The organism is Streptomyces sp. ISL-66 (genome assembly GCF_018614135.1).
Classification (GTDB): domain Bacteria; phylum Actinomycetota; class Actinomycetes; order Streptomycetales; family Streptomycetaceae; genus Streptomyces.
The window spans coordinates 1-23310 of the sequence record NZ_JAGGOW010000152.1 but is presented as its reverse complement, the minus strand read 5'-3'; the positions used below and the strand labels follow the sequence as shown (position 1 = coordinate 23310).

Annotated in this window: 21 protein-coding genes, 2 tRNA genes, 1 pseudogene and 1 riboswitch; of the genes and pseudogenes, 14 read left to right on the top strand and 10 right to left on the bottom strand. The window is 71.2% G+C overall.

The genetic code is table 11. The annotated features are described in order from the left end of the window. The first annotated feature begins 5 nt into the window (after window positions 1-5). Entirely contained in the window at window positions 6-1472 is a 1467-nt protein-coding gene (locus tag J7E97_RS27580) for an aminotransferase class I/II-fold pyridoxal phosphate-dependent enzyme (RefSeq protein ID WP_215032636.1), read from the top strand. Window positions 1473-1640: 168 nt separating this feature from the next. Next, window positions 1641-2741, top strand: coding sequence for a glycosyltransferase (locus J7E97_RS27575; RefSeq protein WP_308346820.1), 1101 nt, complete (start codon window positions 1641-1643; stop codon window positions 2739-2741). 125 nt (window positions 2742-2866) lie between these two features. On the opposite strand, the gene J7E97_RS27570 is transcribed toward J7E97_RS27575, so the two are convergent. After that, entirely contained in the window at window positions 2867-3358 is a 492-nt protein-coding gene (locus tag J7E97_RS27570; RefSeq protein WP_215032633.1) for an STAS domain-containing protein, read from the bottom strand. 65 nt (window positions 3359-3423) lie between these two features. After that, window positions 3424-3645 carry a hypothetical protein gene (locus J7E97_RS27565; RefSeq protein ID WP_215032630.1) on the bottom strand — a complete coding sequence of 74 codons (222 nt, stop codon included), beginning with the start codon at window positions 3643-3645 and terminating at the stop codon, window positions 3424-3426. Window positions 3646-3986: 341 nt separating this feature from the next. Between J7E97_RS27565 and J7E97_RS27560 the strand changes: the two genes are divergently transcribed. The 7 genes from J7E97_RS27560 to J7E97_RS27530 all read left to right on the top strand — a co-directional run bounded on the left by J7E97_RS27560 (window position 3987) and on the right by J7E97_RS27530 (window position 9832). After that, a complete protein-coding gene (locus J7E97_RS27560) occupies window positions 3987-4199 on the top strand; it encodes a hypothetical protein (RefSeq protein ID WP_215032628.1) in 213 nt (70 codons plus the stop codon). A gap of 120 nt (window positions 4200-4319) precedes the next feature. Next, window positions 4320-5519, top strand: a complete 1200-nt coding sequence (locus tag J7E97_RS27555) for an MFS transporter (protein WP_215032625.1) — start codon at window positions 4320-4322, stop codon at window positions 5517-5519. A gap of 89 nt (window positions 5520-5608) precedes the next feature. After that, window positions 5609-6346, top strand: a complete 738-nt coding sequence (locus tag J7E97_RS27550) for a class I SAM-dependent methyltransferase (protein ID WP_215032622.1) — start codon at window positions 5609-5611, stop codon at window positions 6344-6346. Window positions 6347-6427: 81 nt separating this feature from the next. Continuing rightward, window positions 6428-7621, top strand: a complete 1194-nt coding sequence (locus tag J7E97_RS27545) for a serine hydrolase domain-containing protein (protein ID WP_374224252.1) — start codon at window positions 6428-6430, stop codon at window positions 7619-7621. Between the two features lie 103 nt (window positions 7622-7724). Then, window positions 7725-8249 (top strand): hypothetical protein, encoded by a 525-nt coding sequence (locus J7E97_RS27540; RefSeq protein WP_215032619.1) that lies wholly within the window; start codon window positions 7725-7727, stop codon window positions 8247-8249. A gap of 73 nt (window positions 8250-8322) precedes the next feature. After that, complete coding sequence (locus J7E97_RS27535; protein WP_215032616.1) at window positions 8323-9174, top strand: class II glutamine amidotransferase; 852 nt, start codon at window positions 8323-8325, stop codon at window positions 9172-9174. 295 nt (window positions 9175-9469) lie between these two features. After that, window positions 9470-9832 (top strand): transglycosylase family protein, encoded by a 363-nt coding sequence (locus J7E97_RS27530; RefSeq protein WP_215032613.1) that lies wholly within the window; start codon window positions 9470-9472, stop codon window positions 9830-9832. A gap of 66 nt (window positions 9833-9898) precedes the next feature. Here the strand turns inward: J7E97_RS27530 and J7E97_RS27525 are convergent, their stop codons facing one another. From J7E97_RS27525 to J7E97_RS27505, 5 genes are all read right to left on the bottom strand, one after another. Further along, complete coding sequence (locus J7E97_RS27525) at window positions 9899-10243, bottom strand: peptidase inhibitor family I36 protein (protein ID WP_215032610.1); 345 nt, start codon at window positions 10241-10243, stop codon at window positions 9899-9901. Between the two features lie 147 nt (window positions 10244-10390). Then, complete coding sequence (locus J7E97_RS27520; RefSeq protein ID WP_215032607.1) at window positions 10391-10900, bottom strand: CHAP domain-containing protein; 510 nt, start codon at window positions 10898-10900, stop codon at window positions 10391-10393. Between the two features lie 149 nt (window positions 10901-11049). Next, complete coding sequence (locus tag J7E97_RS27515) at window positions 11050-12249, bottom strand: glutamate--cysteine ligase (RefSeq protein WP_215032604.1); 1200 nt, start codon at window positions 12247-12249, stop codon at window positions 11050-11052. 101 nt (window positions 12250-12350) lie between these two features. Continuing rightward, complete coding sequence (locus tag J7E97_RS27510; RefSeq protein ID WP_251055243.1) at window positions 12351-13646, bottom strand: cytochrome P450; 1296 nt, start codon at window positions 13644-13646, stop codon at window positions 12351-12353. A 108-nt stretch (window positions 13647-13754) separates the two neighbouring features. Then, window positions 13755-14027 (bottom strand): hypothetical protein, encoded by a 273-nt coding sequence (locus J7E97_RS27505; protein ID WP_215032601.1) that lies wholly within the window; start codon window positions 14025-14027, stop codon window positions 13755-13757. A gap of 196 nt (window positions 14028-14223) precedes the next feature. On the opposite strand from J7E97_RS27505, the gene J7E97_RS27500 reads away from it, so the two are divergent. The 4 genes from J7E97_RS27500 (at window position 14224) to J7E97_RS27485 (ending at window position 18552) form a co-directional block, all read left to right on the top strand. Further along, window positions 14224-14297: transfer RNA gene (locus J7E97_RS27500), tRNA-Met, on the top strand. Between the two features lie 364 nt (window positions 14298-14661). Continuing rightward, complete coding sequence (locus J7E97_RS27495) at window positions 14662-16074, top strand: family 2B encapsulin nanocompartment shell protein (protein ID WP_215032598.1); 1413 nt, start codon at window positions 14662-14664, stop codon at window positions 16072-16074. A 190-nt stretch (window positions 16075-16264) separates the two neighbouring features. After that, entirely contained in the window at window positions 16265-17620 is a 1356-nt protein-coding gene (locus J7E97_RS27490; RefSeq protein ID WP_215032595.1) for a family 2 encapsulin nanocompartment cargo protein terpene cyclase, read from the top strand. A 14-nt stretch (window positions 17621-17634) separates the two neighbouring features. Continuing rightward, window positions 17635-18552, top strand: coding sequence for a geranyl diphosphate 2-C-methyltransferase (locus J7E97_RS27485; RefSeq protein ID WP_374224250.1), 918 nt, complete (start codon window positions 17635-17637; stop codon window positions 18550-18552). Between the two features lie 113 nt (window positions 18553-18665). Here J7E97_RS27485 and J7E97_RS27480 read toward each other — a convergent pair. Further along, window positions 18666-18739: transfer RNA gene (locus tag J7E97_RS27480), tRNA-Met, on the bottom strand. 128 nt (window positions 18740-18867) lie between these two features. Next, a riboswitch (cobalamin riboswitch) is annotated at window positions 18868-19089 on the top strand. Between the two features lie 174 nt (window positions 19090-19263). Between J7E97_RS27480 and metE the strand changes: the two genes are divergently transcribed. Then, on the top strand, window positions 19264-21582 hold the full coding sequence (metE, locus tag J7E97_RS27475; protein ID WP_215032592.1) for a 5-methyltetrahydropteroyltriglutamate--homocysteine S-methyltransferase: 2319 nt from the start codon (window positions 19264-19266) through the stop codon (window positions 21580-21582). Between the two features lie 120 nt (window positions 21583-21702). On the opposite strand, the gene J7E97_RS27470 is transcribed toward metE, so the two are convergent. Together J7E97_RS27470 and J7E97_RS27465 are read right to left on the bottom strand one after the other, a co-directional pair. Next, window positions 21703-23001 carry an alkaline phosphatase family protein gene (locus J7E97_RS27470; protein ID WP_215032589.1) on the bottom strand — a complete coding sequence of 433 codons (1299 nt, stop codon included), beginning with the start codon at window positions 22999-23001 and terminating at the stop codon, window positions 21703-21705. 93 nt (window positions 23002-23094) lie between these two features. After that, window positions 23095-23310 (bottom strand): annotated as a pseudogene (locus J7E97_RS27465) (galactokinase); the annotation flags it as partial.

The following is a 23310-nucleotide window of genomic DNA, read 5'->3' as shown; positions in this document are numbered from 1 at the left end:
GCGTTATGGACCAGTCGAAGGCACCCGTACTCGCGGCCCTCGCCGCCTACCACGAAACCGGCCAGACCCCCTTCACACCCCCCGGACACAAGCAGGGTCGCGGCACCGACCCGAGGGTGCGGGCGGTGCTCGGCGAAGCGGTGTTCCGGTCGGACGTACTCGCCACCAGCGGCCTGGACGACCGTACGTCCTCCCACGGCGTCGTGGAGGAGGCTCAAGCCCTGATGGCCGACGCCGTCGGAGCGGAGCACGCCTTCTTCTCCACCTGCGGCAGTTCCCTGTCGGTGAAGTCGGCCATGCTGTCCGTCACCGGACCCCACGAGAAGCTGCTGGTCGGACGGGACGCCCACAAATCGGTGGTGTCGGGCCTGGTCCTTTCGGGAATCCGGCCCGTCTGGGTGGACCCCCAGTGGGACGCCCGACACCACTTGGCGCACCCGCCGTCCGCCGAGGCCTTCGAGGCCGCTTTCGCCGAGCATCCCGACGCCCGCGGCGCCCTGGTGACCACCCCCACGCCCTACGGCACGTGCTCGGACCTCGCCGCCATCGCCGATGTCTGCCACCGGCGCGGCAAGCCCCTGATCGTGGACGAGGCATGGGGCGCCCACCTGCCCTTCCACGCCGACCTTCCCGCCTGGGCCATGGACGCCGGCGCCGACGTGTGCGTCACCTCCGTGCACAAGATGGGCTCCGGCCTGGAACAGAGTTCCGTCTTCCACCTCCAGGGAGACCTGGTCAAAGCCGAGGTCCTCAAGAGCCGTGAAGACCTGCTCGGCACCACCAGCCCCTCCGTACTCGTGTACGCGGCCCTGGACGGGTGGCGCCGGCAGATGGTCGAACACGGCAAGGTCCTCTACGACGACGCGCTCGCCCTCGCCGAGCAGGTCCGCGGCCGGATCTCCCGCATCGACGGCATTCGGGTGCACGGCCGGGACGATTTCTGCGGGCCCGGCCGGGCGGCGGACATGGACCCCCTGCAGATCATCATCGACATCAGTGCGTGGGACACCACCGGATACCGGGCGGCCGACTGGCTGCGCCGCAACCACCGGATCAACCTCCACATCGCCGACCACCGCCGCATCAGCGCCCAGTTCACGCACGCGGACGACGAGAGCACCGCCGAGGTCCTGCTGACGGCCCTGACCGACCTGCACGCCCATGTCTCCGAGCTGCGGTCGGGCCAGCCCGTCGAGGTCCCCTCGCCGTCCGAACTGCGGCTGGACCAGGCGGTGCTGCCCCGCGACGCCTTCTTCGGCCCGACGGAACAGGTTCCTTGGGAATCGGCGGACGGGCGGGTCGCCGCCGAGATGCTGACCCCCTATCCGCCGGGGATCCCGGTGGCGGTCCCGGGGGAGCGACTCAACGGCGACGTCCTGCGCTATCTGCGGTCCGGGGTGGAGTCGGGCATGGTCGTTCCGGACGCGGTCGACACGGAGGTCAAGAGCGTCCGTGTGCTCCGCGAAACCTGACGGCGCGCGCAACCGCGTTCGGCAGCCGGTACGGGGTGGGGTTCCCGGTACTCCGCGTGCTCGGGTTCTCGGTACTCCGCGTGCGTATCCGGGCCGTGCTTCACAGACTGGACGGACGGGCGGACCGTACCTCTGCGGGACGCCGCCCCTCCGTCGAAGGAGCAGACCGTGCCCGAACAGCTGTCGCCGCCGCCGCACTCCCGCTCCCGGGATGAAATCCGGGTCGCCTCCGTGCCCTCCGGCCACGTGTACGTGAGGCACTGCTCCGCGACTGACCCCGACGGCGTACGACGGCTGAAGGACCCCCGCCCCAACGGCGCGCCCCGTACCTCGCGGCGGTGGTGGCCCCCGGTGATGCTGGACCCCGACTGGGTCAACGCCCACCACGAGGACTTCGACGTCTTCCACCTGCACTTCGGTTTCGACGCCCAGAGCCCCGACCAGCTGTCCGCGCTCGTCGATGCTCTCGGACGCCACGGCAAACCCCTCGTCCATACCGTGCACCAGCTGCGCAATCCCCGTCAGCGGGACCCCGCGGCGCACGACGCCGCTCTGAACGTCGTCATCCCCGCGGCCGACCAGCTCATCACCCTCACCCCCGGCGCCGCCCAGAGCATTCGCGACCGGTGGAACCGGACAGCGACCGTGCTGCCCCATCCGCACGTGGTCGAACTGCAACGACTGGGCCGTCCCAGGCCGCCCCGTGACCGGTTCCGCGTCGGGGTCCACGCCAAGAGCCTGCGTGCCAACATGTCCGTCCTGCCCGTCGTACAGGTGCTCGCCGACGCGGTGCGCGACCTTCCGGACGCCGAACTCCAGGTGAACATCCACCGCGAAGTGGCCGATCCCGCCGCCCCGGCCCATGCCCCGCAACTCCTCCAAGAGCTGGAGGAACTCGAAGGCCGGGGCCGCCTCACGCTCACCGTCCACGACTCCTACGACGACGACCGGCTGTGGGACTACCTGTCGTCGCTGGACCTGTCGGTGCTTCCCTACCTGTTCGGCACCCACTCCGGATGGCTCGAGGCCTGCCACGACCTCGGCACCGCCGTCGCGGCCCCGGACTGCGGCTTCTACGCCCAGCAGCGCCCCTGCCTGACGTACGGGCACACGCAGCGCGGGGGCCTCGACGAGGAGTCGCTGCGCGAGGCGGTACGGACGGCCTACGAGGAGAGGCCGGCGCCCCGGGCCACCGCGCAGCACCGTACGCGGGAGCGGAGCGAACTGGCGGCCGCGCACCGTGACCTGTACGGGAGCGCGCTGTCCTGAGCCGTGTCGGCCCTGCGCGTCCCGCGTCCCAGTGGTGGGAGGACGCGCCCCCTGGCCGGCCCCGCTCATGGGCGCTGCCGCACCCCTGCGACGACCACGATCGACTCTCCCCGATCGCCCGGGGATCAATACCGTGCGGCCGCGTGGGTCGCTAGGGCCGGCCCGCGATGGGGGGCAGTGCCGCGCCCCGTCGGGTAGGCGGGTTGTTCCGGTTGCCGGTCGGTTCCGCAGGCGCGGGGGGCGGCCGGGGGCTCATGAAGTGCGGCATGCAGGGCGCGGGCCGCGCTCGGAGGGGTTCCGCGGGCGCTGGTTGCTTCCCGATCGAGGGTGTCGAGGAGTTCGAGAAGGTGTTGGGGTTGTGGGCGCCAGTTGTAGACGAACAGGACGATGTGGCGGGCGCGTGCGTGGGCGGCGAGGATGAGCAGGCAGTTGAGCCCGGTGACGTCCACGAAGGGGACGTGCTGCATGTCGCAGACCACCGCCGCGATCTTCGCGTTCAGGGCGTCGTGAACATGGGTGAAGGCGGGTTTGGCGTCGAGGTCCATTTCACCGGAGGGGCGGACGTGGAGCGTCGGGCCGTGCCGTCTGATCGCGATGTGGAAGCAGTCGGTTTCCATGGCGTGTCTCACCTCGCCAGGCCTGTGTCTTACACCCATTTCTTTCTACCCCCTCGTCCAGCCCTTCAGTGCAGGGCCTCCGCGAGAAGCTCGATCGCGAGGGTGGATGCGGCCAGGGCCTTGGTGCGGTCACCGTCGTTCAGGGCCTGCCGGGCGGCGTCGAGGGCTGCGCGGGCTCGGTCGGATACGTCGCCGGGGAAGGTGTTCGAGTTCAGTGAGACCTCCGCTCGCCTGATGTTCCCCAGGGTCGTCTCGGCATCGGCCATGGAGGGTGAGTCGCTCTGCATCGTCGTTTCCCTTCAGTACGTACGAGAGTGACATGGGTCCGACCCGGTGCATCGATCACACGTTCGAGCATCGTGCGAGCCCTGTGGGCGGCGGCCGCTGGGGCGGGCGGCCCCGCGTGAAGGAGGCCCGGTCATCGAGCGGCTACCCGAGCCTACGCGCGACAACCCGCGCACTCGGGACGAACGACCGGGGGCATTGGTGATGCGCGCATACGGCCCCGACGGTGGGGCAGGCGCCCCCAAAGCGGGAGCTTGCGGCCGCGACGGACGCCCGGTAGGCGGCCGGACCGCAACCGCTAGACGAGAGACGAGAGACGAGAGACGAGAGACGGGATCGCACCGTGAGCAAGGACAAGCACCCTCGTACCACCACGCCGTCGCAGGCTCCAGGTGAAAGTGGGGACCCGGAAGCTCGGAAGGAGGCCGAGGAAGCCGTGATTCCCACAGGTCAGGACGGTGAAGCAGGCGATGCCCTGACGCCCAACACCGGCGCGCAGCGCCGAACGGCGAAGGACGGGAAGGCCGCTCGGGAGCAGAAGCGGGGCCGCGGCTGACGCGGCCCAGGGGCTCGGTCGTACTGTCCCCAGCGCGCCCGCGGGCCCGGAGGAGTGGCGGCGGGCGCGCCGCGCACATCGGGCCGGGTCCGGGGCGGCTCGCGGGTTACCGTCGGCGGCATGGACGGTGATCGCCGAGGGTGGCGCCAGTGTTTGCTCAGCGGGGCGGTGTTCGCCGTGTGCATGGTCGGCACCACGCTGCCGACCCCGCTCTACGGCCTCTACCAGGAGAAGTTCGGCTTCTCCGAGCTGATCGTGACCGTGGTGTACGCCGTGTACGCCTTCGGCGTCATCGGCGTACTGCTGCTCGCGGGCAATGCCTCGGACGCCGTGGGCCGGCGACCCGTGCTGCTGGCGGGGCTGGGTTTCGCGGCGCTGAGCGCCGTCTGCTTCCTGTGCGCCGACGGGATGCCCTGGCTGTACGCGGGGCGGCTGCTGTCGGGTCTGTCCGCCGGCCTGTTCACCGGGGCCGCCACGGCGTACGTGATGGAGCTGGCCCCTGACGGCGGCGCCTCGCGGGCCACGTTCGTCGCGACGGCCTCCACCATGGGCGGGCTGGGTTGTGGTCCGCTGCTCGCGGGAGTGCTCGCGCAGTACGCCTCCTGGCCGCTCTACCTGCCGTTCGCCGTGCACCTCGCGCTGCTGGCCGGCTCGGCCGCCGTCCTGCTGTGGCTTCCGGAGACGGTGCGGGAGCGGCGTCCGCTGAGCACCGTACGGCCGCAGCGCGCCGCCCTGCCCCCGCAGGTGCGGACGGTGTTCGGGCCGGCGGCGATCGCCTCGTTCGCGGGGTTCGCGCTGTTCGGGGTGTTCACGTCCGTCAGCCCGGCGTTCCTCGCGCAGTCCCTGGACGTGCACAACCATGCCGTGACCGGGCTGGTGGTCGCGCTGGCCTTCTTCGCCTCGACCGCGGGGCAGCTGGCCGTCGGCCGGGTCGGGGTGGGTCGCTCGTTGCCCCTGGGGTGTGCCGGGCTGCTCGCCGGGCTGGCGCTGCTCGCCGGGGCGCTGTGGTGGGAGCTGCTGCCGCTGGTGGTGCTGAGCGCCCTGATCGGCGGAGTCGGGCAGGGGCTGACGTTCCGCGGGGCGCTGAGTGCGGTGGCCGCGGCGTCTCCCGCGGACCGGCGGGCGGCCGTGATCTCCATGCTGTTCGTGGTGGCGTACGCGGGCATCTCGGTGCCGGTGATCGGGGTGGGGGTGCTGGTGGGTCCGCTCGGGCTGGAGGGTGCGGGGCTGGTGTTCATCGCGGTCATGGCGGTGCTCGTCCTGTCGGCGGCCCTCTACCTGGTCCGGCGTCCAGCAGTGCGGACCACCCCGGGGACCTGAGCTCCGCCGCCCTCCCAACGGACCGGCCAGGTCCTGGAGAACGTAAATACCTCGACAGCGCCCCTCGGCACCCGGCAAAGTGGCCGTCCGTGACGAGCAGTGAACTGTGGACCCGAGCGACCGCCGACCGCTACGACGCCGAGGAGACGGAAACGTCCTCGGCTGCCGTTCTCGGACCGACTCTCGCCTTCCTCGCCGAGCTCGCCGGAGACGGCCGGGCACTGGAGTTCGCCATCGGAACCGGACGAGTGGGCGTCCCGCTCCGGGAACGCGGCGTGCCGGTAGTGGGCATCGAACTGTCCGAGCACATGGCAGCGGTGCTGCGGCGCAAGATCGACGAGAGGACGCTCCCGGTAACCATCGGGGACATGGCAACCACCGTCGTCCCAGGCGGGTTCACCCTGGTCTACCTCGTCTACAACACCATCACGAACCTGCTCACGCAGGACGAGCAGGTCGAGTGCTTCCGCAACGCCGCACGTCATCTGGAGCCCGGCGGCCGATTCGTCATCGAGCTGGGCGTGCCGCCGCTGCGGTTCCTGCCGCCCGGCCAGGTCGCGGTGCCGTTCGACGTCTCCGAGCAGCATCTCGGCTTCGACACCTTCGACCTGGTCGAGCAGATCCTCGTCTCGCACCACTTCACCCGCGACGACGACGGCCGCTACCGTCGCGGCAACTCCCGGCACCGGTACGCCTGGCCGGCAGAGCTCGACCTGATGGCACGGATCGCCGGGCTCGAGCTGGAACGTCGCGTCGCGGACTGGGACGGGGCGCCGTTCGCCCAGGACTCCGCGAAGCACATCTCCGTATGGCGCAAGCCGACCTGAGGTCGGCCGCGTCGGCGTGGGGACCGGTGCGGCTCCTGCCATGGTGGGCCACCGCGCTCCGTCTTCCCGGGAGGTACCTCCGTGTCCCGACGCCCGTACGGCCATGCCGGCCGGATCCGCCCCTCGCTGCGGCTGGCGGCCGCCACCGCCGTGTGCGGCGCCGTGCTCGCCGCCTCCGTGCAACCCGCGCAGGCCGGGGCGGACCGCAATCCGCCGCCGGGTGCCGCCCTCCGCCAGGAGCTGCGGGAGCTGGTGGAGAGGCCCGACGGGCCCCCCGGAGTCATCGCCGTCCTGCGCGACGGGGACCGTACGGAGGTCTACCGGGCGGGCGTGGCCGACGTGGAGAGCGGCCGGCCGCCGAGGGCGACCGACCACATGCGGATCGCCAGTGTCGCCAAGGCCTTCAGCGGAGCGGTGGCCCTGGGGCTCGTCGACCGCGGCCGGCTCCACCTGGACGACACGATCGGTGAGGTGCTGCCCGGCCAGCCGGCCGCCTGGCACGGGGTGACGCTGCGTCAACTGCTCAACCACACCAGCGGCTTGCCCGACTATTCGACCTCGCAGGGGTTCATCGACATCGTCTCCGAGGACCCCCGCCACCGCTTCGACTCCCGGCGCCTGCTGGAATTCGTCGCCGACGAGGACCTCGACTTCCGGCCGGGCAGCCGCTACCAGTACTCCAACTCCGACAACATCGCCATCGCCCTCATGGCCGAAGCGGCCACCGGGCGCCGGTACGAGGCGCTGCTGCGCGAGCTCGTCTACGAGCCGTTGGGCTTGGAGGCCACCAGCCTGCCCCAGGGATACCGGCTGCCCGTGCCCTTCCTCCACGGCTACCAGATCGATCCGCAGGCCGGGCCCGTCGACGTCACTGAGGCCGTGGGTGCCTCGGGGGCCTGGGCGGCCGGGGGCATCGTCTCGACGCCGAAGGACCTCACCGCGTTCATCCGGGGCTACGCGGGCGGTGCCCTCGTCTCGGACCGCACCCGACGGGAGCAGTTCAGATTCATCCCCGGCGCCCTGTCCCAGCCCCCCGGCCCCGGTCGCACCGAGGCGGGCCTGGCGATCTACCGGTACACCACGCGCTGCGGAACGGTGTACGGCCACACCGGCAACACGCCCGGCTACACCCAGCTGGCGGCGGCCACGGCGGACGGCCGGCGCTCGCTGACCTTCTCGATCACCACGCAGACGGCCCTCAACAGCAACCCCGACCTGCTCGCGCGGGTCCGGGAGGTCCAGGAGGACTTCGTCTGCGCCCTGCTGCACGGCTGACGCCGTTCCCCCGCGTCCCCCGCGGGTGCGAGCTTCGCACCCATGGGGGAAGCTGGGAATGCCGCGGTGCCGGCGGCGGGCAGAGTGGTGAGGAAGGTCTGTCGTGAACGTTTCAGCAGGTGGACGCCCCGCACGCGCATCCGGGCACAGGGTGCGGGTGGCCACCCTGCTGTGCGCGGCGGCGGCCATGACGGCCGCCGTGCTCCCGGCCTCCGCCCTCCCGGTCTCCACCCTCCCGGCCTCCGCGCGCACCGCCGGTACGTCGTCGGCCCTGACTCCGGATCCAATGGACCCGGTCGTGGTCGTCGACTGTTCCTCCCAGGCGCAGATGCGCCCCGCGGAGTACCTCCTGGCTTGCGGCGACGGGAACAACCGACTCGTCGGCCTCCGGTGGAACACCTGGGGGCCTACCGCCGCGACGGCCACCGGCACCGACATGGTGAACGACTGCCGCCCGTACTGCGCGGCCGGCCGCTTCCGCTCCTACCCGGTGACGGTGACCCTGAGCGATCCGCAGGCCTGGCCCGAGCACCCCGATGTCCGGCGCTTCACGACGATCCGGCTCCTTTACACGGACACCGCACCGGACCCGGTCCCCAAGGACGTGACCTACAAGCTCGTGTACTGACCGGCGGATGACGCGGCAGCCGGCGGGTGCCCGGGAGCGCTACGCGAGGTAGCAGGGAAACAGGTGATGGCACATGTGCCGATGGCTCGCCTACTCCGGGACCCCCGTGCTGCTCGACACCATCCTGTACAAACCGGCGCACTCGCTGATCGATCAGAGCCTTCATTCCAAGCTGGGTGTCGAGACGACGAATGGTGACGGCTTCGGCATCGGCTGGTACACGCGGGACAACGACACGGACACTCCGGCGCTCCTCAGAGACGTAGGGCCCGCCTGGAACAACCGCAACCTGCGGGAGATGGCGGACCACGTCCGCTCCCCGTTGTTCTTCGCGCACATCCGGGCATCGACCGGCACGGCGGTCCAGCAGTCCAACTGCCACCCGTTCCGCCACGGCCGGTGGATGTTCATGCACAACGGCGCCATCACCGGCTTCCACCTGTTGCGCCGGGAACTCACCCTGCTCGTCGACCCCGCGCTCTACGCCGACATCGAGGGAACGACGGACTCCGAGGTGATGTTCTTCCTGGCCCTCACCTTCGGCCTGGAACAGGACCCGCCGACCGCCGTGGCCAGGATGGCGGGAGTGGTGGAGCGCGCCGGGCGCGACCACGGCGTGGAGTTCCCCCTCCAGATGACGCTCGCCATCACCGACGGCGAGCGCCTCTGGGCCTTCCGCTACTCCAGCGCGCACGCTTCCCGTTCGCTCTTCTACAGCAGCCGGGTGGACGCACTGCGCCGGCTGCACCCCGATGTCGCGTTCCTGCGGGACGTCTCGGAGGACACCCGTCTCATCGTGTCCGAACCCGTCGGCGACCTGCCCGGTGCCTGGAACGAGGTGCCGGAAGGCACCTACGGCGTCGTACAGCCCGGCGCGGACGAGATCTACCCCTTCACACCGGAACCGGCACCGGCGGCCGCATGACCCGCCCACAGCTGCCCGCGGAGCACCGCACCGGCCGCAAGGGGTAGCCGAGCCCGCGGGCTCGATGGCCCGCGGAGCCTCCGTAGAGCTGCCGGGGAGCGTCCCGTGGAGCTCCGTAGGGCCGCCGTATAGCCCTCGTAGAGCGTCCGTTCGGGTGGTGTCACCCCCTCACCGACCGCAAGTGCCGCTGGAGGCGCGTCGGTCCGTGCTGTGCTGTGGCCACGGCCGGAAGACGGCCGTACGCGGGCCCGCCCGCTGTTCGTGGCAGGTCCGCCCCAACAGCGAAGGAGGAGTGATGTCGCGTCACCGAAAGGATCGGCGAAGCAGGAGCGTCGTCGGTCAACTGCTGGTCCTGACAGCCGTGTTGGTCGTGAGCTTGCTGGACGTTTCCGGGGCTCATGCCGCCGCGGTCCACTCGAAACCGAAGCCCAACTGGGACGCCATCGCCCGGTGTGAATCCAGCGGGAACTGGCGGGCGAACACCGGCAACGGCCATTACGGGGGATTGCAGTTCACCCAGTCGAGCTGGAAGGCGGCAGGAGGCCGCAAGTACGCACCACGCGCCGATCTCGCCACGAAGGCGCAGCAGATCGCGACGGCGCGCAGACTCGCCAAGATCCAGGGCATGGGGGCCTGGACCTGCGCACGCCGCCGCTGAGCCGGCCCGTTCCGACAGGGCGGCCGCGCCGCCCTGTCGGGGGCTCGCGGGCGGACGCGCCGGGGCTCAGCAGTTGTTGCCGACCGCGTCCATCTTCCCGCCGAACCGCCCCTGGTAGTTGGAGGCGTAGTCACCGACCCGGACCGGACGGCAGTCCTTGCCGCTCGCCCAGTCGATGAAGGCGCCGGTCCTGTTGGCCCTGAACGACCACACGTGGTCAACGAACTTGGCGGGCAGGTCCACATAACCGCCGCGCCACACGTACACGTCGCCGGTCCCGTCCTGGTAGTGCCACAGGCAGATGGCGTTGCTCGGGCACGCGGGCAGGGCCTGCGCCGCCGTGGGCGAGGTGAAGGTGGCCAGTACGACCGTCCCGGCAACGAGCAGCGTGCGCACGGTTCGTGCCTTCATGTGCTTCTCCTTCGTCGGCGTCCTTCCTTCCATCGTCCTCGCCCACCCGCGACGTTGGGAAGACGGCCTCGGACTCCGACCGGCGCCGCCCAAACGAGGGGGCTCGTGCCGCAACGGCACGAGCCCCGGAGCGGACGCGGCGGCCGGTCAGCTGCCCGCGGCCGACACGATCGCGTACGCGGGCGAGCCGCCGACGAGCCTGCGGGTCACACGCTCCACCCTGTCGTTGTGGTTGCCCTCGATCGTGGTGACGGTCCCGTCGCCGTTGTCCTGCTCGATCACGCCGACGTGGACGCTCGTCGAAGTGCTGGAGGGTCCGGTGCCGAAGAGGATCACGTCACCGGGCTTGGGCGCCGCGTTGCGCAGGTCCGTGCGGAGCGTTCCGTGGTCGCGCCCGTAGTAGTAGAAGTCCCCGCTGAACGCGGTGTGGTAGTCGATCCCGGCCTGTTGCCAGGTCCAGCTGGCGAAGTGCGCGCACCAGGCTTCACAACGACCGTACGGGTTGCAGTTGTTGCCCCATTCCTCCTGGCCGAGCTGGGAACGCGCCGCCTGGATGATCTTGTCGCGGACGCTGCCCGACAGCGGGGGAACGGTCGGATTGCCGCCGCTGGGCCCGCCGCCCGGGCCGGTGCTCCCGATCTCGCGGGTGATGCCCATGGCCGCCATGGTCTGCGGACCGGCGATGCCGCACCGCCGCGGGGACGTATGACGCCCGGCGAATCAGCAAAGAGCTGAATGCGCCAGCACGGCCCGCGCCCGCAGCTGCAACCGCGAGTGTGCACCACCCCTGATATCTCTCTCCCCGTTCACCCCTCCTGGGCCGACGTGGTCGCGGCCAGGGTGTCGACGACGTCGTACAGGCTTCCGGCGCGCCGGTGCGCCGCGCGCTGGCGGCAGGCGCCGCCGCCCCCGAGGCGGAGCCGGCCGAGGACCGTCGCGGCCATGGGCAGGTCTCCGGCGGCGTCCAGCCCCGGGGCGGCCCGCTCCAGGAGGGCGCCGACCAGGTCCCAGGCGGGTACCCGTCGGCCGCTTCCCACATCGAGCCCGTCCCCCTCCAGGCCGTGGAGGGCGGCGAGGTGGTGTGCGGTCCGCAGTGCCCTGGATCCGACCACCGGCGGCGGTACGCCGGCCTCGGCCTCCGAGACCAGGGACGCGGCGAGGCCCCGTACGAGTGCGGCCAGCAGCACCACCACGTCGAGGTCGGCGTTGACGTCGGCGACGCGTATCTCCAGGGTGGGCACGTGCTCGGAGGGCCGGGCGTACCAATAGACCATCCGCCGGTCGAGGAGGTGGCCGGTGCGCACGAGGGTCTCGACCGTGCGCTCGTACCCGTCCTCGTCCAGGACGGGGGCGGGCCCGACGCCGGGCCACCGGGCGTGCGCGACCGACCGCCAGCTCGCGTACCCGGAGTCCGTGCCGCGGTCGAACGGGGAGTTGGCGGCGAGGGCTTGCAGCACCGGCAGCCAGGGACGCATGCGGTTGGCCAGGTCCAGTGCCCGGCCCCGGTCCGGCACGCCGATGTGGATGTGGCAGCCGCACACCACCTGGCGCAGGTCACCGAGCACACGTGCGTAGCGGTCGACCATGCGCGCGTAGCGTGGCTCGGCGGTCACCTCGAGCGGCCCCTCCGGCGGGATCACGGGAGTCCCCGAAGCCACCAGCAAACAGCCCTCGTCGGAAGCCGCGCGGCTCACATTGTCCCGCAACCACGCCAGTTCGGCACGCAGCCGGGAGCTGTCCGAGGTGGGACGGGTGCAGACCTCCACCTGGGCGGTGAAGAACTCGTGCTGCACCTGTGGGCCGAGGGCTCCGCTGGTCGCCGCGATGACCTGCGGCGCGCGGCCCGCCGGTGCACGGGTGAGCCGGTCCACGAGGAGGAACTCCTCCTCGACGCCCATCGTGAGCAGGGCGCGGCCGGGCTCGCAGGGCCTGCCGCTCCTGCTGGGCTTGCGGGCGGCCGGGCCGGGCGCGCCGCGGTCGGCTGCCGCGGACAGTGCTGTCGACATGTGCGGTCCCTTCGCGGGGGGTCCTGCCGTCTTCCCAGTCTCGCGGCTACCCCGCTCGCCCGCGCGAGCACACTCGTCCGGGCGCTGGGGTACCGCGGCGCCTACCGCCGGGCGAGGCGTTTCCACGGCTGTCGTGCGGGTTCGATGACGAAACCGCTGCGGGGCCGGGTCGGGATCCGGGTGAGCGGGATGGACAGGTCCTGCTGCGGCACGGCGAAGTCCAGATCCGCCAGTGCTGGTCCGAGTACGCAGAGCAGGGAGATCGTGATGTCCTCGCCGGGGCAGCGGTGGCCGGTGCGCGCCTCGCCCCCGCCCTGGGGGATCAGCTCGTCGCTGCCCGGTTCGCGGCCGGCGAAGCGCCCGGGGTCGAAGTGGTACGGCCGCTCCCACAGCTCGGGGTCGTGGTGGTGCCCGTACACATCGAGGAGCAGCAGGGTCCCGGCCGGGAGCGCGTCCCCGGCGAAGGAGAGGTCGCGGGCGGCGAGGCCTCCGACGAAGGGGACGAACGGGTAGAAGCGCCGGACCTCGTGCGCGAACGCGCGGGCGTGGGCCGCGCCGCCGGTACGCAACTGCTCGTGCCGGCCGGGATGGCGGTGCAGGGCGTGGGCGGCGAAGACGGCGAACCAGGCGACGGCGATGGTCGGACGGATGATGTTGAGGAGCTCGACGGCCGCCGTGTGCGGATCCAGCAGCGTGCCGTCCGCCTCACGGTGCAGGGCGACCGCCTCCAGCGGGCTTCCGGCCGCCGCGGCGTGCCGGGACGCGGAGAATATGCCGTCCGGATGCGGTCCGTGTTCGCGCAGGCGCAGATCGGTGACCGCGGCCGCGAGGGCGTTCTCCTGGCGGCGCCGGGCGCGGCGGGCCAGCGCGTGCCGGGGCCCGGCGGTGGCGAAGCCGTCGACCATGGCGACGCAGTCCTCGGCGATCTCCCGGGCCGCGTCGTCCGGGACCGGCAGACCCACCCAGTCGCAGACCGCGCGGGCGAGCACGGCGGCGACCTCGTCGAAGAGCACCACCCGGCCGCCTTCCCAGGCCGTCACGGCATCGCGCCAGGCGCCCTCGACCCTCGAGGTGAGGCTGTGGACGCCGTCCGGGTGCATGAGCAGGGAGACGAACAGTTCCTTGCGCGCGCGGTGGGCCCGCCCGTCCAGGGTGTGCACCGCTCCCTGCCCGAAGAGGGTGTCGAGCACCGGATCCGGGAGGGCTCCCTGGCGGTGGACATGTTTCTCGTCGTAGAAGAAGGCCACGGCCTCGGGGCCGTGCAGTAGCGCTGCGGGACGCCCCATCAGCCGGGTACGGACCAGGGGCGCACCGCCGTGGGCCCGGCGCAGATCCGGGGCCCACGCGTAGCCGTGCACCAGCAGGGACAGCGTGGCGTCGGTCATCACAGCGGTCATGAGCTGCGCCTACCCGTGCAGGGGGGCGGCAATCACGGCAGTCACAGGGCTCTCCGGTGCTCTCGGGTCTCGGGTCTCGGGGTCAGCCGGTCGTCCCGTCCCGCGGGCTCAGCCGGCGGGGCGTCCCCTTCCCCGTCCCTTCCCATGCGCCGTCTCGGCCCCCTGCGGGCGGTCGAGACGGCTCGCCTCGTCCGTGTCGGCGGCCTCCGTCGTCCTGTCGTCCGCCCTGTCGCCCCTCCTGTCGCTCTTCCTGTCGCGCTCGTCGTCGTGGCCGTCGCCGTGGCGGTCGGCACGCGGGGTGCGGTGTCCGGCCTGGGCCTGCGCCTTGGCCTGGTCGTCGTGGTGCAGCGGTACTCCTCCTGCGCCGCCCTGCTCGTCCATGGCGTCCTCCTCGTTCCCGTGACGTGTCGCATGCTCCATCCGGTCCCCGGTCCCCTCGGTGCGGCTGCCCGGCTCCCGGCCGGGGAAACCCCGACGCCCCCGGCGTCCACGCGCAGGCGGCCATGACTGGTGAGACGCTGGTCGGACGGGTGTGGCGTGAGACGGGCCCGGGATCCCGTAAGGTGAGGTTTACCGACGCGGGGTGGAGCAGCTCGGTAGCTCGCTGGGCTCATAACCCAGAGGTCGTAGGTTCAAATCCTGCCCCCGCTACAAGAAGGTCCGGCCCCCTGGACGCGCAAGCGTCCAGGGGGCCGGACCGTTTTCCGGAGTCCCTCGGCGACTGCCGGCTCGTGGGCGTGCGCCCGCCTCCGCAGTCACGCGCCGGCACGCGCTCCGCGCAGCGGACACCAGGTCTCTACCAGGCCCAATATCACTGTTTGGCCAGGCAAACCTCGTGCGGGACAAGATCACTAGATCGAAGCAATGCCATCGTTTCTGCAAGTTGGGCCGACCGTGACGGCCGATACGGTTCTCCATGATCTGGGCGGATGCGCCGGATATTCGCCTGTTTCTTCCTCCTGTCACCGTGACGCGCACGCACGCCGCACCGCCCATACGAAGGAGAGCCCGACCGATGAGCGTTGAGACCAGCCCGGAAGCGCAGCTTGACCCGCCGCGGCAGTCCAGCCTGGGTACTTCGGCTGCCCGCAACCTTGCCACCACGACCAAGTCCGCCCCGCAGATGCAGGAGATCACCTCCCGCTGGCTGCTGCGGATGCTCCCCTGGGTGGAGACCAAGGGTGGCGCCTACCGGGTGAACCGCCGACTGAGCTACACCGTCGGCGACGGGCGCATCGAATTCGTCCAGGACGGCGCCCACGTCCAGGTGATCCCCCGCGAGCTCGGCGAACTGGCCCTCCTGCGCGGCTTCGACGACGTCGAGGTGCTGACGGCCATCGCCGCCAGGTGCGTACAGCGCGACTTCCGTGCCGGTGAGGTGCTGGCGGAGCGGGGTACCCCCGCCGACCAGATCCACCTGATCGCCCACGGCCGGATCAGCCAGACCTCCCTCGGCAAGTACGGAGACGACGTCGCCGTCGCCGTTCTCGCCGACGGCGACCGCTTCGGTGAGAACGCCCTGCTGGACGCCGACGCCACGTGGGACTACACCGCCACCGCCGAGACCGGCGGCACCCTGCTCACGCTCTCCCGCGCCGAGTTCGCCGCCGTCGTGTCCACGGCGCCGCACCTGCGGGACCACATCCAGCAGTTCAGCTCGCTGCCCCTCCAGCGGCAGAACCGGCACGGCGAAGCCGAGATCGCGATGTCGGCCGGCCACACCGGCGAGCCCGAGCTGCCCGGCACGTTCGTCGACTACGAATCCAAGCCGCGGGAGTACGAACTCTCCATCGCGCAAACCGTGCTGCGCGTCCACACGAGGGTCGCCGATCTCTACAACGGGCCGATGAACCAGACCGAAGAGCAACTCAGGCTCACCATCGAGGCGTTGCGCGAACGCCAGGAGCACGAGCTGGTCAACAACCGGGAGTTCGGGCTGCTCCACAACGCGGCCTTCAAGCAGCGCATCCAGACCCACTCGGGTCCGCCCACCCCCGACGACCTCGACGAGCTGCTCTGCCGCCGCCGCGGCACCAAGCTCTTCCTCGCCCACCCCAAGACGATCGCGGCGATCGGGCGTGAGATGAACGCCCGCGGGCTCTACCCGGACCACGTGGACGTCGGCGGGCAGCAGGTCCCGGCCTGGCGCGGGGTCCCGATCCTGCCCTGCAACAAGATCCCCATCAGCAAGGCGAACACCAGCTCGATCCTCGCCATGCGAACCGGCGAGGACAACCAGGGCGTCATCGGCCTGCGCCAGACCGGTCTGCCGGAGGAGTACGAGCCCGGCCTGTCGGTGCGCTTCATGGGCATCGACGAGAAGTCGATCATCTCGTACCTGGTCACGACCTACTACTCCGCCGCCATCCTCGTGCCCGACGCGCTCGGCGTGCTGGAGAACGTGCAGATCGCCCGCCGGAGCGACTAGTGCGGCGCGGCGGCCGGAAGGCCGCGACGGCGCGGCTGCGCGGCGGCGCGACCGTGCGGCCGTGCGACGGCGCGACGGCGCGACCGTGCGGCCGCGCGACGGCGCGACGGCGCGACGGCCGGGATCCTCCCGGGCCGCCGAGGATGCCCGGGATCCGGGACAGCCCACCCACCTCACCAAGGAGTCACGGATGCCCGATCCCGGGCCTTCCCCTCTGCAGTCGAGCCTGCCTGGCGCCGCGGCCCACTTCGGCGCCCACGTCCTCGGCAACGCCCATGCCCATGCCCACGCCCGTGCAGGCGCCGGCACCGATAGCAGCAGTAGCAGTAGCAGTACCAAGGCCCCCTCGCGGGTCCCCACCTCCGGCGGGCTGGCCGGTATGCCACTGCGGCCCGCCCTCCAGGTGCCGGAGGAGGCCGCCGCGGTCCCGCAGCCGAGCCCCGCTCTGGAACGGATCCTGCGCGGCCCCAACGGTCTGGGCACGAGGGGCCTGCACTTCGCCCCGCGCGAAGACGCTCCGAGGCGTACGGAGCCTTCGCTGCCCGCGGCGCACACGGAGCCGGTGGCGGGCCGTCCGATCCCGGGGCTCTACCACCGCCCGGTGTCGGACCCCGATCCCGTGCGCGTGGAGGAGGTGAGCCGCCGGATCAAGGCGTGGGCGCTGGACGAGGTCGAGTTGTACCCCGAGGACTGGGAGGACCAGTTCGACGGCTTCTCCGTCGGGCGCTACATGGTCGCCTGCCATCCGGACGCGCCGACCATCGACCACCTGATGATCGCCACCCGGCTGATGGTCGCCGAGAACGCGGTCGACGACTGCTACTGCGAGGACCACGGCGGCTCGCCCATCGGCCTCGGAGGTCGCCTGCTGCTGGCCCACACCGCCCTCGACCCCCTCCACACGACGGGGGAGTACCAGCCGGAGTGGGCGCGGTCGCTCCACTCGGACGCGCCCCGGCGCGCCTACCGCTCCGCCATGGAGTACTTCGTCGGGCAGTCCACGCCGTCCCAGGCCGACCGGTACCGGCACGACATGGCCCGTCTGCACCTCGGGTACCTGGCCGAGGCGGCGTGGGCGCAGACCGAGTACGTCCCCGAAGTGTGGGAGTACCTGGCGATGCGGCAGTTCAACAACTTCCGCCCGTGTCCCACCATCACCGACACCGTCGGCGGCTACGAGCTGCCGGCCGACCTGCACGCCCGGCCCGACATGCAGCGGGTCATCGCGCTCGCCGGCAACGCCACCACCATTGTCAACGACTTGTACTCGTACACCAAGGAACTCGCCGCCCCCGGACGGCACATGAACCTGCCCGTGGTGATCGCCGAACGCGAGCGGATCTCCGACCAGGAGGCCTATCTGAAGGCGGTCGAGGTCCACAACGACCTCATGCACGACTTCGAATCCGCGGCCGCCGCGCTGGCCGTCGCCTGCCCCGTCCCGAGCGTGCTGCGCTTCCTGCGGGGCGTGGCCGTGTGGGTTGACGGCAACCACTACTGGCACCAGACCAATACCTACCGCTACAGCCTGCCCGACTTCTGGTAAGGATGGACTTATTAGTGACCAGCACCGATCTCACTACCGAACTGACCGCTGACACGAGCACCACCGGGACCCTCACCGGCCCCTCCGCGATCATCCCCGGCCCGACGACTCCGTACCAGGGGGACATCGCCCGTTACTGGAACAACGAGGCCAGGCCCGTGAACCTGCGGCTCGGTGACGTCGACGGCCTGTACCACCACCACTACGGCATCGGCGACGTCGATCGCGCGGCCCTCGGCGACTGCGACGACGGCGAATCCGAGAAGAAGCTGGTCGCCGAGCTCCACCGGCTGGAGTCGGCGCAGGCCGAACTCCTGCTGGACCACCTCGGTCCCATCGGGCGCGGCGACACCCTCCTGGACGCGGGCTGCGGCCGCGGCGGTTCGATGGTGATGGCCCACCAGCGCTTCGGATGCAAGGTGGAGGGCGTCACCCTGTCGGCGAAGCAGGCCGACTTCGCCAACCAGCGAGCCCGCGAACTCGGCATCGAGGACCACGTCCGGGCCCGCGTCTGCAACATGCTCGGCACGCCCTTCGAGACCGGTCAGGTCGCGGCCTCGTGGAACAACGAGTCGAGCATGTACGTCGACCTGCACGACCTCTTCGCCGAGCACTCCCGGGTCCTCGAGGTCGGCGGCCGCTACGTGACCATCACCGGCTGCTGGAACCCGCGCTACGGCCAGCCCTCGAAGTGGGTCTCCCAGATCAACGCGCACTTCGAGTGCAACATCCACTCCCGCCGGGAGTACCTGCGCGCCATGGCCGACAACCGTCTCGTACCGCAGGCCGTCATCGACCTGACCCCCGACACCCTGCCGTACTGGGAGCTGCGGGCCACGTCGCGCCTGGTCACGGGCATCGAGGAAGCGTTCATCAACTCCTACAAGGACGGCTCTTTCCAGTACGTCCTGATCGCGGCCGACCGCATCTGACCCGGTCCGCCCGGGTAGGGGCCGCTCTCGGTCAGGCCCGGCCCGGCTCCGTCACGTCCGACGGCATGCGGAAGGGCCCGGATCCTCAAGAGGATCCGGGCCCTTCCGGTCAGTAGCGGGGGCAGGATTTGAACCTACGACCTCTGGGTTATGAGCCCAGCGAGCTACCGAGCTGCTCCACCCCGCGTCGGTAAACCTCACTGTACGGCACCCACGGCCGGTGCATCGCCATTTTTCCTGTTCAGGTCCACCGGGCATCGGTCATGCCGCTCCCGGTACGCGGGGGCTCCATCCGTTCTTTAGGTGGCGGTCCCTATGCTGATCACAGCAGCTGGTTCGCCCCCGCCCTCCAGGCGGGACGCGTCGTAAGAGGGAACCCGGTGGGAATCCGGGACTGCCCCGCAGCGGTGAGCGGGAACGACCGCCGTCATACGCACTGGACCCGTACGGGTCTGGGAAGCGACGGCCAGTAGGTGTCTGCCCGAAGGGGAGACGCGCCCGCAAGTCCGAAGACCTGCCCGTTGCCCGCGCACGCACAGCCGTGCGCGGACATTCCGGTGACCTCGTGGGCGGGTCGGTGGACCATCAGACGGTCGTGTCCGTGTCCGTGCCCGGCGCACGGCGTACCGTCCGGTCAGCCATCCCTTCGCGCCCCGCGCCCCGCGTCCCGTCACCGGGATCCATGGAGACGTGCTCGCGAAGGAGAGTTCCGTGACGATCGAGTCGGCAACCGAGGCCGTACGGGCCACCGTGTACGGCTACCCCCGCCAGGGACAGAACCGGCAACTGAAGAAGGCGATCGAGGGCTACTGGAAGGGCCGCGTCAGCGCCGAAGCCCTCCACGAGACCGCGGCGGGCCTGCGCCGGACGAACTGGCGGCAGCTGGCCGAGGCCGGCATCCACGAAGTGCCCACGGGCGACTTCTCGTACTACGACCACGTCCTCGACACCAGCGTCATGGTCGGCGCGATCCCGGCCCGCCACCGCGCCGCCGTCGGCGCGGACGCGCTGGACGGCTACTTCGCCATGGCGCGCGGCACCCAGGAAGTGGCCCCGCTGGAAATGACCAAGTGGTTCGACACCAACTACCACTATCTGGTCCCGGAATTGGGGCCCGGCACCGTCTTCACCGCCGACTCCACCAAGCAGGTCGCCGAGCTGAAGGAAGCCCTGGCGCTCGGCCTGGGGGCCCGCCCCGTGCTGGTCGGACCGATCACCTACCTCCTGCTGGCCAAGCCCGCGCCCGGCGTGGCCGAGGACTTCCAGCCGCTCACCCTGCTCGACCGGCTGCTGCCCGTCTACGCCGAGGTCCTCGCCGATCTGCGGGCCGCCGGAGCCGAATGGGTCCAGCTCGACGAGCCCGCCCTCGTCCAGGACCGCACCCCGGCCGACCTGGCCGCGGCCGCCCGCGCCTACCGCGACCTGGGCGACCGGGACGAGCGCCCCAAACTGCTCGTCGCCTCCTACTTCGACCGGCTCGGCGAGGCCCTGCCCGTCCTGGTCAAGGCCCCCGTCGAAGGCCTCGCCATGGACTTCACCGACCGGGCCGCCGCCAACCTGGCCGACCTCGCCGCGGTCGGGGGACTGCCGGGCAAGCGCCTGGTCGCGGGCGTGGTCAACGGCCGCAACATCTGGATCAACGACTACGAGAAGTCCCTCGCGACCCTCGGCACCCTGCTCGGCCTCGCCGGACGGGTCGACGTGGCCGCCTCCTGCTCCCTCCTCCACGTCCCGCTCGACGCGGCCGCCGAGCGAGACACGGATCCGCAGGTCCGCCGCTGGCTGGCCTTCGCCCGCCAGAAAACCACCGAGATCACCGTCCTGGCCCGCGGACTCTCCCGGGGCACCGACGCCATCGCCGGCGAACTCGCCGCCAACCGCGCCGACCTCGCCTCCCGGACCCGTTCCGCGATCACCCGCGACCCTGCCGTACGCGCCCGGGCCGCGGCCGTCACCGACGCCGACGGCCGTCGCTCCCAGCCCTACGAGCGGCGCGCGGCCGCCCAGCGGACGCACCTCGGCCTGCCCCTGTTGCCGACGACGACCATCGGATCCTTCCCGCAGACCGCCGAACTGCGCACCGCCCGCGCGGACCTGCGCGCCGGACGGCTGGACGAGGCCGGCTACGAGAGCCGCATCGAGGCCGAGATCCGCGAGGTGATCGCCTTCCAGGAGAAGACCGGCATCGACGTCCTCGTGCACGGCGAGCCCGAACGCAACGACATGGTGCAGTACTTCGCGGAACAGCTCACCGGCTACCTCGCCACCCAGCACGGCTGGGTCCAGTCCTACGGGACCCGCTACGTGCGCCCGCCGGTCCTGGCCGGGGACATCTCCCGCCCCGATCCGATGACCGTGCGCTGGACGACGTACGCCCAGGCGCAGACGGCGAAGCCGGTCAAGGGGATGCTGACGGGCCCCGTGACCATGCTCGCCTGGTCGTTCGTCCGGGACGACCAGCCCCTCGGCGAGACCGCCCGCCAAGTCGCGCTCGCCCTGCGCGACGAGGTGAACGACCTGGAAGCGGCGGGCACTTCCGTCATCCAGGTCGACGAACCCGCCCTGCGCGAAACGCTGCCGCTCCGGGCGGCCGACCGCGCCGCCTACCTGGACTGGGCGACCGGGTCCTTCCGCCTCAGCACCTGCGGCGTCCGGCCGGAGACCCAGATCCACACCCACATGTGCTACGCCGAGTTCGGCGACATCGTCGAAGCCATCGACGCCCTCGATGCCGACGTGATCAGCCTGGAGGCGGCCCGCTCGCACATGCGGGTCGCCGACGAACTGGCCGGTGCCCGCTACCCCCGCGAGGTCGGTCCCGGCGTCTGGGACATCCATTCCCCGCGCGTCCCGTCCGCCGAGGAAGCGGCGGCCCTGCTGCGCAAGGGGCTGGAGGCCATCCCCGCCGAGCGCCTGTGGGTCAACCCGGACTGCGGGCTGAAGACCCGTGGCTGGCCCGAGACGAAGACCTCGCTGGAGCACCTGGTCGAGGCCGCGCACGTCGTTCGTTCGGAGGCCGGGACGGGCTGAGGCCCGGGCGGTCCGCCCGCGGATCCGGAGGGGAACGGGCGGTGGTCTGCGCCGCCGCCCGTTCCTCCGTTCCTCCGCTCCTCCCTCCTCCCTCCGTCCGTGCCTCCGTCCCGCTGTGGGTCAGAACCAGGTGAGGGTGAGGGGGAAGGTGGTGGTGGCGGTGGTTCCCGTGGTGTCGGTGGCGGTTGCGGTGATCTGGAGGGTTCCGGTGGCCCAGGGTTTGCCGGTGATGCGGCCGGTGGTGGCATCGAGGGTGAGGCCCCAGGGGAGTCCGGTGGCGGCGTAGCGGACGGGAGGCTTTCCTCCGGTGGCCGTGAGCTGGATGGTGCAGGACTGGTTGAACTTGCAGGCTTGCGGGCCGGGGTCGATCAGCTTCAGCTCACCGGTGGTCGGGGTGGGTGTGGGTGTGGGTGTGGGGGTCGGCGTGGGGGTCGGCGTGGGTGTCGGGGTCGGGGTGGGAGTCGGCGTCGGCGTGGGATCCGTGGACGCGGCGAACACCTCGCTGATCGGCTGGACGTTGGCCGCGTTGCCCGCGTGCGTCGCGGTGGCGAAGAGGTCCTCGAAGGTGCGCAGCAGGTGGTGGTGGTTGAAGGCGGTGGCGTACTTGCCCGTCTTGACGTTCGCGCCGTAGAAGACGGTGGCGATCTGGTTGGAGCCGAGGTAGTTGTCCTCGTCCCACGTCAGCACCAGCAGGCTGTTGTTGGCCTTCGCCCACTGCGCGTAGGCGTCGAGGCTGTTCTTCGTCCAGGTGTCACCCGTGGCGACCGAGCAGGAGTGCATGTCGTTGCACTGGTTGGGCACCACGAACGACAGGTTCGGCAGCGCCGCGAAGTTGCCCTGCGGGAACTGCGTCCAGGTCTTCCCGGTGTTCAGCGGGACGTTCTTGAAGGCGAACCAAGGGTTGTGCTTCTGCGCGTACTGGCCGCTGGTGCAGGCCGTGGACCCCTCACCGGGAAGGTCCTCGTTGTACGTCGCGAAGGTCTTGCCTGCGGCGATGACCTCCTGGCCGAGGTTGGCGGCGGTCATCGACTGCGGGGTGTAGCAGCCGTCCCCGGTGATGCCTTGGGTGGCGCCGGAGAAGAGGTTGAAGTAGTTCGGCTGGCTGGGGTGGGTCAGTGCCTTCATGCCGGTCAGGCTCGCGCCGCCGCCCGCCAGCTGGTTGATGTACGGGGCATTGGCGCTGCCGATGACCTCTCCGTACTGCTTGTTCTCGTACACGACGACGACCACGTGGTCGTACGCCGGCAGCGCGGTGGCGGCCGCGTTCGCGAGGGGAGTGGAACTGCCGCTGCTGACGTGCGAGTTGGCGAGGGTGAAGGCGCCCAGCAGGCCGAGCGCGCCGAGTCCGGCGACGAGGGCGGACCGGCGGACCCGGTGTCTCGCGCTCGTGCTCGCCTTCGGAGAAGGAGGAAGGGGCATGGGTGGTTTCTCCTCATGGTGGGTGATGGGTGATGGGTGATGGGTGTGCGTGGTGGGTGGTGGGCCGGCAGTGGGAGCAGGGGGTGAGCGGCGTCATTCCTCACGCCGGGCCGCACCGGCCACGGCGATGTTCAGGAACCGGGGTACGGGTCGCTCCCGGTCGCGGAAGTCCTCCGCGACCGCGGCCCGCACCGCCGCCAGCCGTGCTTCGGGCAGCAGTGCCAGTACGCTCCGCCCCGGGCGCCGGCCGGGCGGCCACACGCTCAGGGCCCCGGCCCGGCGGGCGCACGCCACGGCCCGCGCCAGATC